Source organism: Methylobacterium sp. Leaf94, from assembly GCF_001426045.1.
GTDB lineage: Bacteria > Pseudomonadota > Alphaproteobacteria > Rhizobiales > Beijerinckiaceae > Methylobacterium.
On the sequence record NZ_LMRM01000033.1, the window covers coordinates 1 to 18,772 of the forward strand.

Sequence of the window (18,772 nt, forward strand, 5' to 3'; positions counted from 1 at the left end):
CGTGATCGCCGCCGTCAACGACGTCTTGCCGTGATCCACGTGACCGATCGTGCCAATGTTGCAGTGCGGCTTCGTACGCGCGAATTTCTCTTTGGCCATGATAGGCTCCGTCTGATCTGATGTTGCGTCTGAAGGGGTGCGGGAGGCGCCCCGAAGGGCGCCGCCGGCTTAGGCGTACTTGGCGACGACCTTCTCGGCCTCGCCGCGCGGCACCTCTTCGTAATGGTCGAACTGCATCGTGAAGTTGGCGCGGCCCTGCGAGAAGGACCGGAGCTGGTTCACGTAACCGAACATGTTGGCCAGCGGCACCATCGCGTTGATGACGTTCGCGTTGCCACGCATGTCCTGGCCCTGGATCTGGCCGCGGCGGGAGTTGAGATCGCCGATCACCGAGCCGGTATACTCTTCCGGCGATACGACTTCGACCTTCATGACCGGCTCAAGGAGCACCGAGCCGCCCTTCTGAAGGGCCTCACGGAGCGCGGCACGCGACGCGATTTCGAAGGCGAGGGCCGACGAGTCGACATCGTGGTAGGCGCCGTCGATCAGCTCGACCTTGATGTCGACCACCGGGAAGCCGGCCAGAATACCGGCGCCGAGCACCGAATTCAGACCCTTCTCGACGCCCGGAATGTACTCCTTCGGCACCGTGCCGCCGATGATCTTCGAGGAGAACTCGAAGCCCTTGCCGGGCTCGTTGGGCTCCACGATGAACTTCACTCGGGCGAACTGACCAGTACCACCGGTCTGCTTCTTATGGGTGTAGTCGATCTCGGTGCGCTTCGTCAGCTTCTCACGATACGCCACCTGCGGCTGACCGATATTCGCATCGACCATGTAGGTCCGGCGCAGAATGTCGACCTTGATGTCGAGGTGAAGCTCGCCCATGCCGCGAAGGATGGTCTGGCCCGACTCCTGGTCCGTCGAGACCCGGAACGACGGGTCCTCGGCGGCGAGCTTGGCCAGGGCGATTCCGAGCTTCTCCTGATCGGCCTTGGACTTCGGCTCGACGGCGATCTCGATCACCGGCTCGGGGAACTCCATCTTCTCGAGGATGACGGCGTCCTTCGGATCGCACAGCGTATCGCCCGTGCGGGTTTCCTTGAGGCCAGCCAGGGCGACGATGTCGCCCGTGAAGGCTTCCTTGACGTCCTCGCGGTTGTTGGCGTGCATCAGGAGCATGCGGCCGACACGCTCCTTCTTGTCGCGCGAGGAGTTCAGTACGTTGGCACCGGACTCGATCTTGCCAGAGTAGACCCGGCAGAACGTGATCGTGCCGACGTGCGGATCGTCCATGATCTTGAAGGCGAGCATGGAGAAGGGATCGGAATCGGCCGGGTGACGGACGGTCTCTTCCTCGGTCTTGAAGTCGAGGCCCTTGATCTCGCCGCGATCGGCGGGCGACGGCAGGTAATCCACGACCGCGTCAAGGAGCGGCTGAACGCCCTTGTTCTTGAAGGCCGAACCGCAGAGCACGGGATGGAAAGCACGACGCTGCACGGCCGTGCGGACCAGGCGGTGCATCGTTGCCTGATCCGGCTCGACGCCGTCCAGATACGCGGCCATCGCCTCGTCATCCATCTCGACGCAAGCCTCGACGAGCTTGATGCGGTACTCCGCAGCCTGGTCGGCAAGATCGGCCGGGATCTCGGTCTCGGAGAAATCCGCGCCAAGCTTCTCGGAGGTCCAGACGATGGCCTTCATCTTGATCAGGTCGATGACGCCCTTGAAGGTCGTCTCGGCACCGATCGGCAGCTGCAGGCATACAGGCTTACCGGCGACCCGGTCGATGATGTCGGCCACGCACTTGAAGAAGTCGGCGCCGATCTTGTCCATCTTGTTGACGAACACGACGCGCGGCACGTCATACTTGTCGGCCTGGCGCCAGACCGTTTCCGTCTGGGGCTCGACGCCCTGGTTGCCGTCGAGCACGCAGACGGCGCCGTCGAGAACGCGGAGCGAGCGCTCCACCTCGATGGTGAAGTCCACGTGGCCGGGAGTGTCGATGATGTTCAGGCGCTTGTCGCGCCAGAAGCAGGTGGTCGCGGCGGACGTGATCGTGATGCCACGCTCCTGCTCCTGCGTCATCCAATCCATCGTCGCGGCGCCGTCGTGGACTTCGCCGATCTTATGGGATTTGCCGGTGTAGTAGAGGATCCGCTCGGTGGTCGTGGTCTTGCCAGCATCGATGTGAGCCATGATGCCGAAGTTGCGGTAGTCCTCGATCGCGTGCGTGCGGGGCATCGGATTGCTCCTGAAAGGGTCCGGGTCCGCTTACCAGCGGTAGTGCGAGAAGGCGCGGTTGGCTTCCGCCATCCGGTGGGTGTCTTCCCGCTTCTTCACGGCGTTGCCGCGGTTGTTCGCGGCGTCGAGCAGCTCGGCCGAGAGACGCTCGACCATGGTGCGGTCGTTCCGGCCGCGGGCAGCCTGGATCAGCCAACGGATGGCGAGCGCCTGGCGGCGCTCCGTACGCACTTCGACGGGGACCTGGTAGGTCGCGCCGCCGACGCGGCGGGAGCGGACTTCGATGGCCGGGGCGACGTTCTCGAGGGCAGCGCGGAAGACCTCGATCGGGTTGGCGCGGGCGCGGTTCTCGACGATGTCGAAGGCACCGTAGACGATCCGCTCAGCGGTGGACTTCTTGCCCTCGTACATGATCGAATTCATGAACTTGGTCAGCACGATGTCCCCGTACTTCGGGTCCGGGATGATCTCACGCTTCTCGGCAGAATGGCGGCGGGACATCGCTCGCTCCGTCTTAAACTTGGTCTTCTTGAAACCACCCTGCGCAGGCCGCCTTGAGCCTCTGGGAGGCCGGCGACATCCTTACAGGGTGCGCGAATATCGGTCTTACTTCGGACGCTTGGCGCCGTACTTGGAGCGGCGCTGCTTGCGACCCTTGACGCCCTGCGTGTCGAGCACGCCGCGCAGGATGTGGTAGCGCACGCCGGGAAGGTCCTTCACGCGGCCGCCGCGGATCATCACCACGGAGTGCTCCTGAAGGTTGTGGCCCTCGCCCGGGATGTAACCGATGACCTCGAAGCCGTTGGTCAGGCGAACCTTGGCAACCTTGCGGAGCGCGGAGTTCGGCTTCTTCGGGGTCGTCGTGTAGACGCGGGTGCAGACGCCACGCTTCTGCGGGCAGGCGTCGAGCGCCGGCACCTTGTTGCGGCTCTTCTGCGCCTTGCGCGGCTGAGCGATCAGCTGGTTGATCGTCGGCATGCCAATCCTCTCGAAACGCGTCACCTGCAGCGGTGACCGTCGAAATCCAAATCTCGTTCTGGCCGGCCCCGGCATCGCACGTGGCGTGCGACGAAACGCAAAGCCGCGCCCCAGGCTGATGTCAGCCTTTGGCGCGCCGTTGCAAGCAGAGGATCACCTGCATCGAAGCAAGCGATCGTGCCGGGCTGACACGTGTTCGTCTGTTGAAGTCGGATGCGTTTAGGAAGCCTGGATCGAGGCTCTAGGCCTCACGATCGATTGCTGCCTACGGCCAGCCGTTCAATGAGGGCCTGATAGAGGCGGATTCGCCCCGCGTCAACCCATTCCGTTACAAGTTCATGAAGTTGCGGGGCACGAACGCGCAGCAGATCCGTACGGACGGCACCCATGCGAAAGGGGCCGCCCCTTGGGGCGGCCCCTTCCTGTTCGTCGCAATGGAGCGGTCGCTTATTCCGCAGCGGGCGGCAGCTCGGAGAGGGGCTGAGTCCCGCTCTCGGCGGCCTTCTGCTGCAGGATGAGGTTGTCGCGACGCCGCGCCACGGCGCGGATCTCGGCGGCCATGGAGCCCGTGCCGGCCGGGATGAGCGACCCGACGATCACGTTCTCCTTGAGTCCTTCAAGGTAGTCGATCTTCCCGTTGACGGCCGCCTCGGTGAGCACGCGGGTGGTCTCCTGGAACGACGCCGCCGAGATGAACGACTTCGTCTGCAGGCTTGCCTTGGTGATACCCAGGAGGACCGGAACGCCCACGACCGGCTTCTTGCCCTCGGCAAGTAGCTTCTCGTTGATCTCCGCCAGCTCCGTCCGGTCGATCTGGTCGCCCGTCAGGATGTCGGAATCGCCGCCGTCGGTGATTTCGACCTTCTGCAGCATCTGCCTGACGATGACCTCGATGTGCTTGTCGTTGATCGACACGCCCTGCAGTCGGTAGACCTCCTGAATCTCGTTGACGAGGTAGGCAGCGAGCTCCTCCACGCCCTTGATCGCCAGGATGTCATGCGGGGCCGGATTGCCGTCGACGATGTAGTCGCCGAGCTCGACCACGTCGCCGTCCTGAAGGTGGATGTGCTTGCCCTTCGGGATCAGGTACTCGACCGCCTCGGACCCATCATGCGGCGTCAGCGTCAGGCGACGCTTGTTCTTGTAGTCGCGCCCGAACTGAATCGTACCCGACTTCTCCGCAATGATGGCCGCGTCCTTGGGACGACGGGCCTCGAACAACTCCGCCACCCGCGGCAGACCGCCGGTGATGTCGCGGGTCTTGGCCGAGTCGGCGGAGACGCGGGCCAGGATGTCGCCGGCCTTCACCTTCGCACCCGGATCGTAGCCGATGATGGCGTCGACGGGCAGGAAGTAGCGGGCGTCCGAGCCGCGCGGCAGCTTCATCGGCTTGCCGTCGGCATCGAGCACCAGCATCGCCGGCTTGAGGTCGGCGGTGCGGGCCGTCCCGCGCCAGTCGATGACGACGCGCTTGGCGATGCCGGTCGACTCGTCGGTGGTCTCGGTGATCGACTGGCCGTCGATGAGGTCCTCGTAGGCCACGATTCCGTCCGTCTCGGTGATGATCGGACGGGTGTAGGGGTCCCACTCGGCGATGCGCTGGCCCCGCTTGACGGTGTCGCCCTCGTCCACGCGCAACTTCGCGCCGTATTGCAGGCGGTGGTTGGCGCGCTCGGTGCCGTCGACCCCGACGATGACGATGGAGACGTTGCGGCCGGTGGCGATGAGATCGCCATCCGAGTTCCGTGCCAGGGCGCGGTTCCGGATCTTGATCGTGCCCTCGAAGCTCGACTCGATGAAGGACGAGTCGGAGATCTGGGCGGCGCCGCCGATGTGGAAGGTGCGCATGGTGAGCTGGGTGCCCGGCTCGCCGATCGACTGGGCGGCGATGACGCCAACGGCCTCACCCATGTTCACGGGCGTGCCGCGGGCGAGGTCGCGCCCGTAGCAGGTGGCGCAGACGCCGCTCTTCGTGGCGCAGACGAGCACCGAACGGATCTTGACCTCCTGGATCCCGGCGGCCTGGATGGCCGGCAGGTGCTTCTCCTCGATCGTCTCGTTGGTCTTGACGATCACCGTGCCGTCGAGGGCCACCAGATCCTCGGCCGTGGCGCGGCCGAGGATGCGGATGGCGAGCGGGGCCACGACCTGGCCGGCATCCACGATGGCGCGCATGCGGATGCCGTTGGTGGTGCCGCAATCGACCTCGCGGATGACGGCGTCCTGGGCCACGTCGACGAGACGCCGGGTCAGGTAGCCCGAGTTCGCGGTCTTCAACGCCGTGTCCGCGAGACCCTTACGGGCACCGTGGGTGGAGTTGAAGTACTCGAGCACGTCGAGGCCTTCCTTGAAGTTCGAGATGATCGGCGTCTCGATGATCTCGCCCGAGGGCTTGCTCATCAGGCCGCGCATGGCGGCGAGCTGGCGCATCTGCTCGCGGGAGCCGCGGGCGCCGGAATTCGCCATCATGTAGACCGAGTTGACCTGCTTGTCGGTCCCGTTCTCGTCCTTCTGGACCGCAGAGATCGCGGCCATCATCTCGTCCGCGAGCCGGGCCGAGCACTTGCCCCAGGCGTCGACGACCTTGTTGTACTTCTCACCCTGGGTGATCAGGCCGTCGTTGAACTGCTGCTCGAACTCCTTGACCAGATCGCGGGTCGACCCGACGATCGACCACTTGTTCGCAGGCACGACCATGTCGTCCTTGCCGAACGAGATGCCGGCCTTGAACGCGTGGTTGAAGCCCAGCGCCATGATGCGATCACAGAAGATCACCGACTCCTTCTGACCGCAGTGGCGGTAGACGGTGTCGATCATCGCGGAGATCTCCTTCTTGGTCATCAGCTTGTTGACGACGTCGAAAGGCACCTTGGCGTGCTGCGGCAGGGCCGTGGACAGGATCACCCGGCCCGGCGTGGTGTCGTAGGTCTTCGTCAGCGGCTCGCCATCGGGGCCGATGCCGTTCCAGCGCCAGCGGATCTTCGTGTGCAGCTTGACGGTCTTGGCCGCCAGGGCGTGCTCGAGCTCGCCGATGTTGCCGAAGACGCCCTGCATCGGGTTCTGCTTGTTGGTGGGGTCGAAGGCGCCGATCGCCCCCTCGGCCACGATCGACAGATAGTAGAGGCCGAGCACGATGTCCTGCGACGGCACGATGATCGGGTGACCGTTCGCCGGGTGCAGGATGTTGTTGGTCGACATCATCAGGACGCGCGCTTCCAGCTGAGCCTCGAGGCTCAGGGGGACGTGGACGGCCATCTGGTCGCCGTCGAAATCCGCGTTGAAGGCGGTGCAGACCAGCGGGTGCAACTGGATCGCCTTGCCCTCGATCAGCTTGGGCTCGAAGGCCTGGATGCCGAGGCGGTGCAGGGTCGGCGCGCGGTTCAGCATCACCGGATGCTCGCGGATCACCTCATCGAGGATGTCCCAGACCTCCGGCTTCTCCTTCTCCACGAGCTTCTTGGCCTGCTTCACCGTGGCGGAGAAGCCCTTGGCGTCGAGGCGCGCGTAGATGAACGGCTTGAACAGCTCCAGTGCCATCTTCTTCGGCAGGCCGCACTGGTGCAGCTTCAGCTCCGGACCGACGACGATGACCGAACGGCCGGAATAGTCGACGCGCTTGCCGAGGAGGTTCTGACGGAAGCGGCCCTGCTTGCCCTTCAGCATGTCGGCGAGCGACTTCAGAGGACGCTTGTTGGCGCCCGTGATGACGCGGCCGCGGCGGCCGTTGTCGAACAGCGCGTCGACCGCTTCCTGAAGCATGCGCTTCTCGTTGCGGATGATGATGTCCGGCGCCCGCAGCTCGATCAGCCGCTTGAGCCGGTTGTTTCGGTTGATGACGCGGCGGTAGAGATCGTTGAGATCGGACGTGGCGAAGCGGCCGCCGTCCAGGGGGACGAGCGGGCGCAGGTCCGGCGGGATCACCGGAACCACGGTGAGGATCATCCACTCGGGCTTGTTGCCCGACATCTGGAAGGCCTCGATGATCTTCAGGCGCTTGAGGAGCTTCTTGGGCTTCAGCTCGGACGTGGTGGTAGCAATCTCCTCGCGCAGGGCATCGGCGATGCCGTCGAGGTCGAGTTCCTGCAGGATTCGGCGGATGGCCTCGGCGCCGATCATGGCGGTGAAGCTGTCCTCGCCGTACTCCTCCTGAGCGCGCAGGTACTCCTCCTCCGACAGGAGCTGACGCTCCTTGAGTGGGGTGAGGCCCGGCTCGATGACGCAGTAGGACTCGAAGTACAGGATCCGCTCGAGGTCCTTGAGGGCCATGTCGAGCAGCAGGCCGATGCGCGAGGGCAGCGACTTCAGGAACCAGATGTGGGCGACGGGGGCGGCGAGCTCGATATGGCCCATGCGGTCGCGCCGGACGCGCGCGAGGGTGACCTCGACGCCGCACTTCTCACAGATGACGCCCTTGTACTTCATGCGCTTGTACTTGCCGCACAAGCACTCGTAATCCTTGATCGGTCCGAAGATCCGCGCGCAGAACAGGCCGTCACGCTCGGGCTTGAACGTGCGATAGTTGATCGTTTCGGGCTTCTTGATCTCGCCGAAAGACCACGAGAGGATCTTTTCCGGCGACGAGATCGAGATCTTGATCTGGTCGAAGCTCTGGGGCTGAGCCTGCTGGTTGAAAAGATTCATGACCTCTTGGTTCATGATCTACTCCTGCTGACGTGGCGCACCCTCCGCCGAGGGGCTGACCGCGTGCTGAAAACGGATGCGGCGCAACGACCGGCCGGATCGTCACTGACCGTAGAACGGGAGGCCCTGCCCCTCCCCGCTCCGACCGCGCCGGGGTCGAACCCGGCGCGGGAGCGTGATGCGGTGGTTATTCGGCCGCCTCTGCGGGCGGCTCGATCTGGTCGTTGGCGAGCTTCTTCGAGGAGGTGAGCTCCACGTTGAGACCCAGCGAGCGCATTTCCTTGACGAGCACGTTGAACGACTCGGGGATGCCGGCCTCGAAGGTGTCGTCGCCGCGCACGATGGCCTCGTAGACCTTGGTGCGGCCTGCGACGTCGTCCGACTTGACCGTGAGCATCTCCTGCAGCGTGTACGCGGCGCCGTAGGCTTCGAGGGCCCAGACCTCCATCTCACCGAAGCGCTGACCGCCGAACTGCGCCTTTCCGCCCAGCGGCTGCTGGGTGACCAGGGAGTACGGGCCGATCGACCGGGCGTGGATCTTGTCGTCCACGAGGTGGTGCAGCTTCAGCATGTAGATGTAGCCCATCGTCACCTTGCGATCGAAGGGCTCGCCCGAGCGGCCGTCATAGAGCGTCGACTGGGCCGACCGGTCGAGACCGGCCATCTCCAGCATCTGCTCGATGTCGGCTTCCTTGGCGCCGTTGAACACCGGGGTCGCCATCGGTACGCCGCGGCGCACGTTGTTGGCGGCCTCCGCCATCTCCTCGTCGGTCAGACCTTCCAGCTCGGACGGCGAGTAGATCGCCTCCATCTCCGCCTTCAGGGGCGCGATGTCGTTGCTGCGCAGGTAGGCATCCACCGCCTGACTGACCTTGCGGCCAAGTCCGGCCGCGGCCCAACCCAGGTGAGTCTCGAGGATCTGGCCGACGTTCATGCGCGAGGGCACGCCGAGCGGGTTCAGGACGATGTCGGCATGCGTTCCGTCTTCCAGGAACGGCATGTCCTCGATCGGCACGATCCGGGAGACGACGCCCTTGTTGCCGTGGCGACCGGCCATCTTGTCGCCGGGCTGGATCTTGCGCTTCACCGCCACGAAGACCTTGACCATCTTCATGACGCCGGGCGGGAGCTCGTCGCCGCGCTGCAGCTTCTCGACCTTGTCGAGGAAGCGCTGCTCGAGGCGCTTCTTCGATTCGTCGTACTGCTTCTGCATCGCTTCCATCTCGGTCATGAGACGGTCGTCGATGACGGCGAACTGCCACCACTGCGAACGCGGGTACTCGCTGAGGAGCTCGCGGGTGAGCGTGGCCTCCTTCTTGAAGCCCTTCGGCCCCGCGATGGGCGCCTGGCCGATGAGGACCGTGGCGAGACGCGCGTAGGTGTTGCGATCCAGGATCGCCTGCTCGTCATCGCGGTCCTTGGCGAGGCGCTCGATCTCCTCGCGCTCGATCGCCTGGGCGCGCTCATCCTTGTCGACGCCATGGCGGTTGAACACCCGGACCTCGACGATCGTGCCGGTCACGCCCGGGGGAACCCGGAGCGAGGTGTCGCGCACGTCGGACGCCTTCTCGCCGAAGATGGCGCGGAGGAGCTTCTCCTCGGGCGTCATTGGGCTCTCGCCCTTCGGCGTGATCTTGCCGCACAGGATGTCGCCGGCGTGAACCTCGGCGCCGATATAGACGATGCCGGCTTCGTCGAGGTTCTTGAGCGCCTCTTCGGAGACGTTCGGGATGTCACGGGTGATCTCTTCCGGACCGAGCTTGGTGTCTCGGGCCATCACCTCGAACTCCTCGATGTGGATCGAGGTGAACACGTCATCCTTCACGATCCGCTCGGAGAGCAGGATCGAGTCCTCGAAGTTGTAGCCGTTCCACGGCATGAACGCGACGAGCACGTTCCGGCCGAGGGCGAGCTCGCCGAACTCCGTCGAGGGACCGTCGGCGATGATCTCGCCCTTCTTCACGGCCTCGCCGACGCGAACGAGCGGCTTCTGCGTGATGCAGGTCGACTGGTTGGAGCGCTGGAACTTCTGCAGGCGATAGATGTCGACGCCGGGCTTGTTGGCGTCGGCCTCTTCGGTGGCCCGGATGACGATACGGGTGGCGTCCACCTGGTCGACGATGCCGGTGCGTCGGGCGGCGATGGCGGCGCCGGAGTCGCGGGCGACCACGGCCTCCATGCCGGTGCCGACGAAGGGCGCATCGGCGCGCACCAGCGGCACCGCCTGGCGCTGCATGTTCGAGCCCATCAGCGCGCGGTTCGCGTCGTCGTTCTCGAGGAACGGGATGAGCGCGGCGGCGACCGAGACGAGCTGCTTCGGCGACACGTCCATGAGGTCGACGCGATCGGGGGGCACGACGATGACGTCACCGGCCCGACGGCAGACCACGAGGTCCTCCGTCAGCTTGAAGGTCTCGTCCATCTGCGCGTTGGCCTGGGCGACGTAGTACTTCGCCTCCTCCATCGCCGAGAGATAGGCGACGTCGGTGGTGACGACGCCGTCTTTCACCCGCCGGAAGGGGGTCTCGATGAAGCCGTACTTGTTCACCCGCGCGAAGGTGGCGAGGGAGTTGATCAGACCGATGTTCGGGCCTTCCGGCGTCTCGATCGGGCAGATGCGGCCGTAATGGGTCGGGTGAACGTCGCGCACCTCGAAGCCGGCGCGCTCGCGGGTCAGACCGCCCGGGCCAAGCGCCGAGAGGCGACGCTTGTGCGTCACTTCCGAGAGCGGGTTCGTCTGGTCCATGAACTGCGAAAGCTGCGACGAGCCGAAGAACTCGCGCACGGCCGCGGCCGCGGGCTTCGCGTTGATGAGGTCCTGCGGCATCACCGTGTCGATGTCGACGGAGGACATCCGCTCCTTGATCGCGCGCTCCATGCGGAGCAGGCCGAGGCGGTACTGGTTCTCCATCAGCTCGCCGACCGAGCGCACCCGGCGGTTGCCGAGGTGATCGATGTCGTCGATCTCGCCCTTGCCGTCGCGCAGGTCCACCAGCGCCTTCACGACCGCGAGCATGTCCTCGCGGCGGAGCGTCCGCACGGTGTCCTCGGCGTCGAGGTCGAGACGCATGTTCATCTTCACGCGGCCGACCGCCGAGAGATCGTAGCGCTCGGAATCGAAGAACAGCGAGTGGAACATCGCCTCGGCGGTGTCGAGGGTCGGCGGCTCACCCGGGCGCATGACCCGGTAGATGTCGAACAGCGCGCCTTCGCGAGCCGAGTTCTTGTCCACCGCAAGGGTGTTGCGGATGTAGGGACCGACGTTGATGTGGTCGATGTCCAGAACCGGAAGCTCGGAGACGCCGACCTCTTCGAGGCTCTTCAGGAGCTTGTCGGAGATCTCGTCGCCGGCCTCGGCCCAGATCTCGCCGGTCTTGGCGTTGACGAGATCCTCGGCGATGTACTGGCCGATCAGGTCCTCGTCGGTGGCCTTGAGGAACTGCGCGCCGCGCTCGGCGATCTGCCGGGCGTTGCGGGCGTTCAGCTTCTTGCCGGCCTCGAGCACGACCTCGCCGGACTCCGCGTCGATGAGGTCGACGGAGGCCTTGAAGCCCTTCAGGCGCTCGGCGTCGTAGGGCACGCGCCAGTCGGCACCGTCCCGGTCGTAGATCACGCGGTTGTAGAAGGTCGACAGGATCTCCTCGCCGTCGAGGCCGAGGGCGAACAGCAGCGACGTCACCGGGAGCTTGCGCTTCCGGTCGATGCGGACGTGCACGATGTCCTTGGCGTCGAACTCGACGTCGAGCCAGGAGCCGCGATACGGGATGATGCGGGCGGCGAACAGGAGCTTGCCCGACGAGTGGGTCTTGCCCTTGTCGTGGTCGAAGAACACGCCCGGGGAGCGGTGCATCTGCGAGACGATGACGCGCTCGGTGCCGTTGACGATGAAGGTGCCGTTCTCCGTCATCAAGGGCATGTCGCCCATGTAGACGTCCTGCTCCTTGATGTCCTTGACCGACTTCGCACCGGTATCCGGGTCCACATCGAACACGATGAGGCGCAGCGTGACCTTGAGCGGGGCAGCATACGTGATGCCGCGCTGGCGGCACTCGTCGACGTCGTATTTCGGCTGCTCGAACGTGTACTTCACGAACTCGAGGAGGGCCGTCGAGGAGAAGTCCGAGATCGGGAAGACCGACTTGAACACGGTCTGCAGGCCTTCGTCGCCCCGTCCGCCTTCCGGCTCATCCATGATCAGGAACTGGTCGTAGGACGCCTTTTGAACCTCAATGAGGTTCGGCATCTCGGCGACTTCCTTGATCTTGCCGAAGAATTTGCGAATCCGCTTGCGACCGACCAGCGTGTTGGCCATGGGTGACCTCGCTCCTACGTCCCGCGTACCGGGTGCCCGGGGAAGGCGTCTGCCTCCCGCAACCAGGCTTCGGGCCCGCCCCGCCGGACGACGCCTTCCCGAACTGAAAATCCCGTGGCCCTCGCGCGGGCCGGTCGGGCCGCTTGAAGCGACCATGGCCCACGGGCGTGAACCCGCGGGCCGTTGGTGCCGTCAGGCCCGGAGGGGCCCGACGGAGAGTGACGGGCCGGAACGGCCCATCGCAGTGTCTTACTTGAGCTCGACCTTGGCGCCAGCCTTCTCGAGCTGAGCCTTGAGCTTCTCGGCCTCTTCCTTGTTGACGGACTCCTTGACGGCCTTCGGAGCGCCCTCGACGAGGTCCTTGGCTTCCTTGAGGCCGAGGCCGGTGATCGCGCGGACCTCCTTGATGACCTCGATCTTCTTGTCGCCAGCGGCGGTCAGCATGACCGTGAACTCGGTCTGCTCCTCGGCGGCGGCGGCAGCGCCACCACCGGCGGCCGGGCCGGCAGCCACGGCGACCGCAGCGGCGGCCGAGACGCCCCACTTCTCTTCGAGCATCTTGGCGAGGTCGGCAGCCTCGAGAACGGTCAGCGAGGACAGGTCGTCGACGAGCTTGGCAAGATCAGCCATGTTGGTATTCCCTTGGATATCGGTTTGAACGGATGGGTTGAAAAGGGCGATGCGGCCTCAGGCCGCTTCGCTCTGAGCCTCGTCCTTGGTGGCATAGGCCCCGAACACGCGGGCGAGCTTGGCCGCCGGTGCGTTGACGACCTGGGCGATCTTGGTCGCGGGAGCCTGGATGAGGCCCACGATCTTGCCGCGCAGTTCGTCGAGGGACGGCAGCGAGGCGAGGGCCTTCACACCGTCCGGGTTCAGGGCGGTCGTGCCCATGGCGCCGCCGAGGATCACGAGCTTGTCGTTGACCTTGGCGAAGTCCACCGCAACCTTGGCGGCCGCGACCGGATCGCTCGAATAGGCGAGCAGGGTCGGACCCTTCAGGAGGGGCTTGATGGAGGCGACGTCCGTGCCATCGAGAGCGATGTTGGCGAGGCGGTTCTTGGTGACCTTCACGGTGGCGCCGGCCTGCTTCATCTGCGAGCGCAGCTTCTGCATGTCGGCGACCGTGAGGCCCTTGTAGTGGGCCACGACGACGACGGCGGTGTTCGCGAACACGCCGTTGAGCGTCGAGACGAGATCAGCTTTGGCTGTCCTGTCCACTGGGGCTCTCTCCGGTTGGCGGAACCCGAAAACGGGTCCGCCGGTTGCACATGCCGCCCGGGACGGAACTCGGCTTAACACGAAGCCGGAACGTCCTTGGCGACGTTTCACGGCCCTGTCCCCTACCGCCCCCCGGAACGGGTGGACGACATGGGTGAGATGGTTCAAACCGATGCCTCACCCTGCCCGCGCGATGCGGACCCGGCGAGGGCAGTAGAATTTCGGTCTTCCCAGTCTGTGCAGGCGTGTGGATTAAGCCGGTGACCCGGCGCCTGCAGTCTCGGACAGGACATGGCCGGACGAAGCTCAGAAGGGGTTTCATGCCCCTCAAAGCCTTCCGGCCAACATCACCTGGTTGCCCAGGCGATCTCTCAATCGGAATGCGACCGATCGGTCGATTCCTTTCTCATGTATGAAAACGTTGAGCGGGGTCTATAGAGCCTTGCAAGCAGCCTGCCAAGTGCCCCGGGGCGATTATTCCGTCGCAGGCGCCGCTTTTCCCTTGACGCCGCAGGCGGCCCGAAGCCGCCTGCGGATGGGCCGCAAAAACCGGTCAGGTCGGCAGGAATTTGCGGGCGGCCCGCCACCAGGGCTCGCGGGCGTCACGCTTCTGGTCCGCCTTTGCGGCGTAGAACGAGGCATTGTGCTCGCCGCGCAGGGCTTCCCGGGTGAAGCGGATGAGGTGGTGGGCGACGAAGCCCATGTTGAACACCGCCTCGATCTGTCCGCGCTTCAGGGCGTGGCCGGCGGCGCGCCAGAACACCCGCCGGTAATCGGACAGCAGTCCGACGCGCACAGCGATGTTGAAGCCGAGCACGAGGCCGCGGCGCAGGTTGGTGCGGGTAAGCTTGCCCCTGACCGGCGTCTTGATCCGGTTCGGGTAGGTCACCTCCACCTGGTGCCGGAATCGCTCGAAGATCTGCGCCGGCTCGTAGGCGTGGGCGATGGCCCGGCGCCAGGAGGCCACGACGTCGTCGTGCGGACGCTTGAAGAGCACGTTCGATTCGAGCGCTGCATCGTGGACGAGGCGGTTCTCGCGGGTCAGGCGATCCCAGAGCGGCGTCTTGGGCAGCGCCTGCAGGAGGTTCATCGTCAGCACCGGCACGGCCGACTTGTCGATGAAGTCGATGAGCTTCTGCTCCGACTGATCGGTGTCCGTGTCGAGGCCGAGAATGATGCCCGAGGTCACCTCGAGGCCGAAGCGGTTCAGGGTCTCGATCGCCTCGTACATCGGCACGGCGGCGTTGTGCTTCTTGTCGATTCCCGCGAGGGCGTCCTCCTCGGGCGTCTCGATGCCGACAAAGACGGTCATGAAGTTGGCCTGCCGCATCAGCTCGAGGATGTCGGGCTGCTTGGCCATGTTCAGCGTCGCCTCGCAGGCGAACTGGAGCGGATAGTCGTTCTTCTTCTGCCACGCCACGAGGTGGGGCAGCATGTCCTTCGTGGCCTTGCGGTTGCCGATGAAGTTGTCGTCGACGAAGTAGACCACCGCCGGATGGCCGGGCTGCGCGATGATGGCGTCAAGCTCACCGAGCATCTGCTCGGGGCTCTTCAGGCGCGGTTGACGGCCGTAGAGCTGCGGGATGTCGCAGAACTCGCAGCGATAGGGGCAACCCGAGGAGAATTGCAGCGATCCGATGAGGTAGCGCTTGAGGGGCGCCGCTTCGTAGGCAGGGGCCGGGAAGTCCGAGAGCGGGAGCCGCTCCTTGGTCTCCAGGCGGACCTGGGCCGCCGGGATCGAGACATCGCGGTCGAGGATCGCGACCAGCTCGTCGGTGGCGTCACCGATCTCGCCGAGATGCAGGTAGTCGAATTCGGGATACTGCTCGGGGGAGCCAGAGACCGAGGGGCCGCCCAGCGCCGTCACCTTCCCGGCCGCGTGGGCGCGGGCGTAGATATCCCGGATCTGCGGGGCCTGGATGTGCATGCCGGACACGAACACCGCGTCGGCCCAGGCGAAGTCCGCTGCGCCGGCCCGGGCGATGTTCTCGTCGATGAACCGGTACTCCCACGACTCGGGCATGTAGGCCGCGATCAGCAGGAGCCCTTGCGGGGGCATGAAGGCCTTCACGCCGCCCATCAGGGGGTAGGCGTGAGAGAAGGTCCCGAAGGACGGCGTGTAGGCGGGAAAGACGCACAGAATGCGTCGCTTCGAGGTCACGGAGAGGGAGCATCGCATGACTGCATACCTAGCACAGGCCTACGCGAAGGCGTCACCCTCCTGTGTTCTTTTCTTGGGCGCTCCGACGACCGTCCGCTCTTGGAACGGCGCGGGGCATTCCTCCCTCACGGCTCTTTGATCGTGCGTCGGCCCCCACCGCCGATCCTTGGTAATCGGGGAACACGTTCCTGAGGGCTTGGGCCGGCCGCAAGCCGAGAAGCCCTTCCGGCGAGCCTGAGCACAAACGAAAACGCCCGGCCGCGAGGCCGGGCGCTTCCAGTGTGTTCAAGCCTGAAGGATCAGGCGGTGAGCACGCTCGCAGGCTCGACCTTCACGCCCGGACCCATCGAGGAGGTCACGGCGACGCGCTGGACGTACTGACCCTTGGCGCCGGCGGGCTTCGCCTTGGAGACGGCGTCGGCGAAAGCCTTGATGTTCTCGACGAGCTTGTCGGCGTCGAACGAGACCTTGCCGATGCCGGCGTGGATGATGCCGGCCTTCTCGACGCGGAACTCGACGGAGCCGCCCTTGGCGCCGGCGACGGCGCCCTTCACGTCCATGGTCACGGTGCCGACCTTCGGGTTCGGCATCAGGCCGCGCGGGCCGAGCACCTTGCCGAGACGGCCGACGAGCGGCATCAGGTCGGGGGTCGCGATGCAGCGATCGAACTCGATCTTGCCGCTCTGGACGATCTCGAGGAGGTCCTCGGCGCCCACGATGTCGGCGCCGGCAGCCTTGGCCTCGTCGGCCTTGGCGCCGCGGGCGAACACCGCCACCCGCACCGTGCGGCCGGAGCCGTTGGGCAGGTTGCAGACGCCGCGGACCATCTGGTCGGCGTGGCGCGGGTCGACGCCGAGATTCATCGAGATCTCGACGGTCTCGTCGAACTTGGCGCTGGCCTTCTCCTTCACGAGCTTGATCGCCTCGTCGATGGGATAGAGCTTGAGCGCGTCGATGCCCTCGCGGGCGGCGCGGATGCGCTTGCCTTCGTGTGCCATTGTGCCCTCCCCTTAAGCGACGACGTCGAGGCCCATGGCCCGCGCGGAGCCACGGATCATGGCGACGGCGGCGTCAACCGAGTCGCAGTTCAGGTCGGGCATTTTCTTCTCGGCGATCTCGCGCAGCTGCGCTTCGGTCACCTTGCCGACATTGGAGCCGGCCTTGCCCGGGGTCTTCGAGCCGGAAGCCGGCTTCTTGCCGATCTTCAGGCCGGCGGCCTTCTTCAGGAAGAAGGTGACCGGCGGCTGCTTCATCTCGAAGGTGAAGGAGCGGTCCTGGTACGCCGTGATGACGACCGGGATCGGGGTGCCCTTCTCGATCTGGGAGGTCTTCGCATTGAAGGCCTTGCAGAATTCCATGATGTTGAGGCCGCGCTGACCGAGCGCGGGGCCGATGGGCGGCGACGGGTTCGCGGCGCCGGCCGGAACCTGAAGCTTCACGTAGCCCGTGATCTTCTTTGCCATAGGGACTGCTCCCAAAGAATGCCCGGCATCCGGCTGGCCTCAGCGCGGACGGAACGGGCGGTTGCAGGTCGCGGTTCGGTCCGTGGACCCCGGTGGCGAACCGGGCGGGCCTCCCGCGTATGACACCGTCGCGCGGGACGGTGGTTTCGCGCGCGGCCGAGGCCGGGCGGGAAGTGACATGGGGCGAGCCGGGGACGGCTCACCCGAAATGGGGCTGGATCAGACCTTCTCGACCTGCCCGTATTCGAGCTCGACCGGCGTGGCGCGGCCGAAGATCGACACGGCGACCTTGAGGCGCGACCGGCTCTCGTCGATCTCCTCGACGGTGCCGTTGAAGGAGGCGAAGGGACCGTCGGAAACCCGAACCGTCTCGCCGATCTCGAAGGACACGGAGGGCTTGGGACGGTCGACGCCCTCGGCGACCTGCCCCTTGATGCGCTCGGCCTCCGCATCCGGGATCGGAACCGGCTTGGACTTGTCGGCGCCCAGGAAGCCCGTCACCTTCGGGGTGTTCTTGATGAGGTGGTAGACCTCGTCGGTCAGGTCGCACTTCACCAAGACGTAGCCGGGGAAGAACTTGCGTTCCGCATCGACCTTGCGGCCCCGGCGCACCTCGACGACCTTCTCGGTCGGAACCATGACCTCGTCGAACAGCTCCATCAGGCCACGCTGGGCCGCCTGATCCTTGATGGACTGCGCGACCTTGTTCTCGAAATTCGAGTAGGCGTGGACGATGTACCAGCGCTTCGACACGGTTCTCACCAAATCCTGACGTCAGTCAGCCCGATCACGCCGCAGCGCGCCCGGGCCGAGAAGTTGTTAGGCGCCGACCCCGAGGATCAGAGTCACGAGATAGCGCAGCGCCTGGTCCACCACCGTGAAGAAGATGCTCGCCACCACAACCATGATGAACACCATCACGGTGGTCACGACGGTCTCCTTGCGGGTCGGCCACGTGACCTTGCGGCCCTCGTCGCGAACCTGGCTCAGGAACTCGGCCGGACCCACGCGCTTCTGCGCGGGGCGCACCGGCGGGGTCGCCCGAGGGGGCGTCGGCGTGGTGGAGCCGCGCTGCGGGGTGCGCGCGAGATCCACTTTCTTCGATGCTTCGTTCGATGCCATGGCGCCAACAACAGGGAGATCGGCCCGAGCTTCGGGAAAGCGCAACGCGGCAGCTCCGGGGAGGAGCCTGCATCGACGGCCTTCATCGATCTCGGAAGGCGACCGCTCTAACGCAAGTCGCCGGGCTTGTCGACTACGCCCGGCCGGACTTCGCTGAGGAGCGATCTGCTGAAAGGGAAGAGGGCTGGGAGGATCGACGGGTCTGATGCGGCCAAATGGCAGGAGTGGAGGGACTCGAACCCGCAACCTCCGGTTTTGGAGACCGGCGCTCTGACCAGTTGAGCTACACTCCTATGCGAAGGACGAGTCCTCCGCCGCGGCGCTGCTATAGAACGGTCGCGAGGGCTTCGCAATGGTCAAACGGCGTCGTCGGCGAAGAACCTTCGCGACGGCTCGCAGGCCGGCGCGGACCCTGGAAACGCGGACCTGGGAAATGCGGACCTCGGAAACGACAACGGCGCCCCGGAGCGATCCGGGGCGCCGCGTCGTGTCACCGGTCGGGTGTCCCGCGAGGGGCGCCCGATGGCGGCGGGTCTACTCGTTGATGGCGGCGACGACGCCTGCGCCGACGGTGCGTCCGCCTTCACGGATGGCGAAGCGCAGCTTCTCTTCCATGGCCACCGGCACGATCAG

13 protein-coding genes, 1 tRNA gene and 1 pseudogene are annotated in these 18,772 nt (G+C 65.5%); all 15 read right to left on the minus strand.

Annotated elements, in window-relative coordinates:
- On the minus strand, positions 1-99 hold a 99-nt coding region (locus tag ASG63_RS25385), incomplete at its 3' end, for a GTP-binding protein (RefSeq protein WP_156375624.1).
- Positions 100-168: 69 nt separating this feature from the next.
- On the minus strand, positions 169-2,244 hold the full coding sequence (gene fusA, locus ASG63_RS15455; RefSeq protein WP_056218119.1) for an elongation factor G: 2,076 nt from the start codon (positions 2,242-2,244) through the stop codon (positions 169-171).
- A gap of 30 nt (positions 2,245-2,274) precedes the next feature.
- Positions 2,275-2,745, minus strand: a complete 471-nt coding sequence (gene rpsG, locus ASG63_RS15460; RefSeq protein WP_055954713.1) for a 30S ribosomal protein S7 — start codon at positions 2,743-2,745, stop codon at positions 2,275-2,277.
- A 105-nt stretch (positions 2,746-2,850) separates the two neighbouring features.
- Positions 2,851-3,222: a 30S ribosomal protein S12 gene (gene rpsL, locus ASG63_RS15465; protein ID WP_018044234.1), complete on the minus strand. Its 372-nt coding sequence runs from the start codon at positions 3,220-3,222 to the stop codon at positions 2,851-2,853.
- Between the two features lie 447 nt (positions 3,223-3,669).
- Complete coding sequence (gene rpoC, locus ASG63_RS15470) at positions 3,670-7,878, minus strand: DNA-directed RNA polymerase subunit beta' (RefSeq protein ID WP_056218122.1); 4,209 nt, start codon at positions 7,876-7,878, stop codon at positions 3,670-3,672.
- A 172-nt stretch (positions 7,879-8,050) separates the two neighbouring features.
- On the minus strand, positions 8,051-12,175 hold the full coding sequence (rpoB, locus tag ASG63_RS15475) for a DNA-directed RNA polymerase subunit beta (protein WP_056218126.1): 4,125 nt from the start codon (positions 12,173-12,175) through the stop codon (positions 8,051-8,053).
- Between the two features lie 249 nt (positions 12,176-12,424).
- The gene (gene rplL, locus ASG63_RS15480) at positions 12,425-12,805 is read right to left on the minus strand and encodes a 50S ribosomal protein L7/L12 (protein WP_056218129.1); all 381 of its coding nucleotides are present in this window, start codon (positions 12,803-12,805) and stop codon (positions 12,425-12,427) included.
- A 57-nt stretch (positions 12,806-12,862) separates the two neighbouring features.
- Entirely contained in the window at positions 12,863-13,393 is a 531-nt protein-coding gene (rplJ, locus tag ASG63_RS15485) for a 50S ribosomal protein L10 (protein ID WP_055954702.1), read from the minus strand.
- Positions 13,394-13,946: 553 nt separating this feature from the next.
- On the minus strand, positions 13,947-15,572 hold the full coding sequence (locus tag ASG63_RS15490) for a B12-binding domain-containing radical SAM protein (protein WP_056218133.1): 1,626 nt from the start codon (positions 15,570-15,572) through the stop codon (positions 13,947-13,949).
- Positions 15,573-15,853: 281 nt separating this feature from the next.
- Positions 15,854-16,552 (minus strand): 50S ribosomal protein L1, encoded by a 699-nt coding sequence (gene rplA, locus ASG63_RS15495; RefSeq protein ID WP_056218136.1) that lies wholly within the window; start codon positions 16,550-16,552, stop codon positions 15,854-15,856.
- Positions 16,553-16,564: 12 nt separating this feature from the next.
- Positions 16,565-17,017 carry a 50S ribosomal protein L11 gene (rplK, locus tag ASG63_RS15500; RefSeq protein WP_056218139.1) on the minus strand — a complete coding sequence of 151 codons (453 nt, stop codon included), beginning with the start codon at positions 17,015-17,017 and terminating at the stop codon, positions 16,565-16,567.
- A 219-nt stretch (positions 17,018-17,236) separates the two neighbouring features.
- Positions 17,237-17,770 carry a transcription termination/antitermination protein NusG gene (nusG, locus tag ASG63_RS15505; protein ID WP_056218143.1) on the minus strand — a complete coding sequence of 178 codons (534 nt, stop codon included), beginning with the start codon at positions 17,768-17,770 and terminating at the stop codon, positions 17,237-17,239.
- A gap of 66 nt (positions 17,771-17,836) precedes the next feature.
- A complete protein-coding gene (gene secE, locus ASG63_RS15510) occupies positions 17,837-18,139 on the minus strand; it encodes a preprotein translocase subunit SecE (RefSeq protein WP_056218145.1) in 303 nt (100 codons plus the stop codon).
- 216 nt (positions 18,140-18,355) lie between these two features.
- Positions 18,356-18,432, minus strand: a tRNA-Trp gene (locus tag ASG63_RS15515).
- A gap of 241 nt (positions 18,433-18,673) precedes the next feature.
- Positions 18,674-18,772 (minus strand): annotated as a pseudogene (locus ASG63_RS24445) (EF-Tu/IF-2/RF-3 family GTPase); the annotation flags it as partial.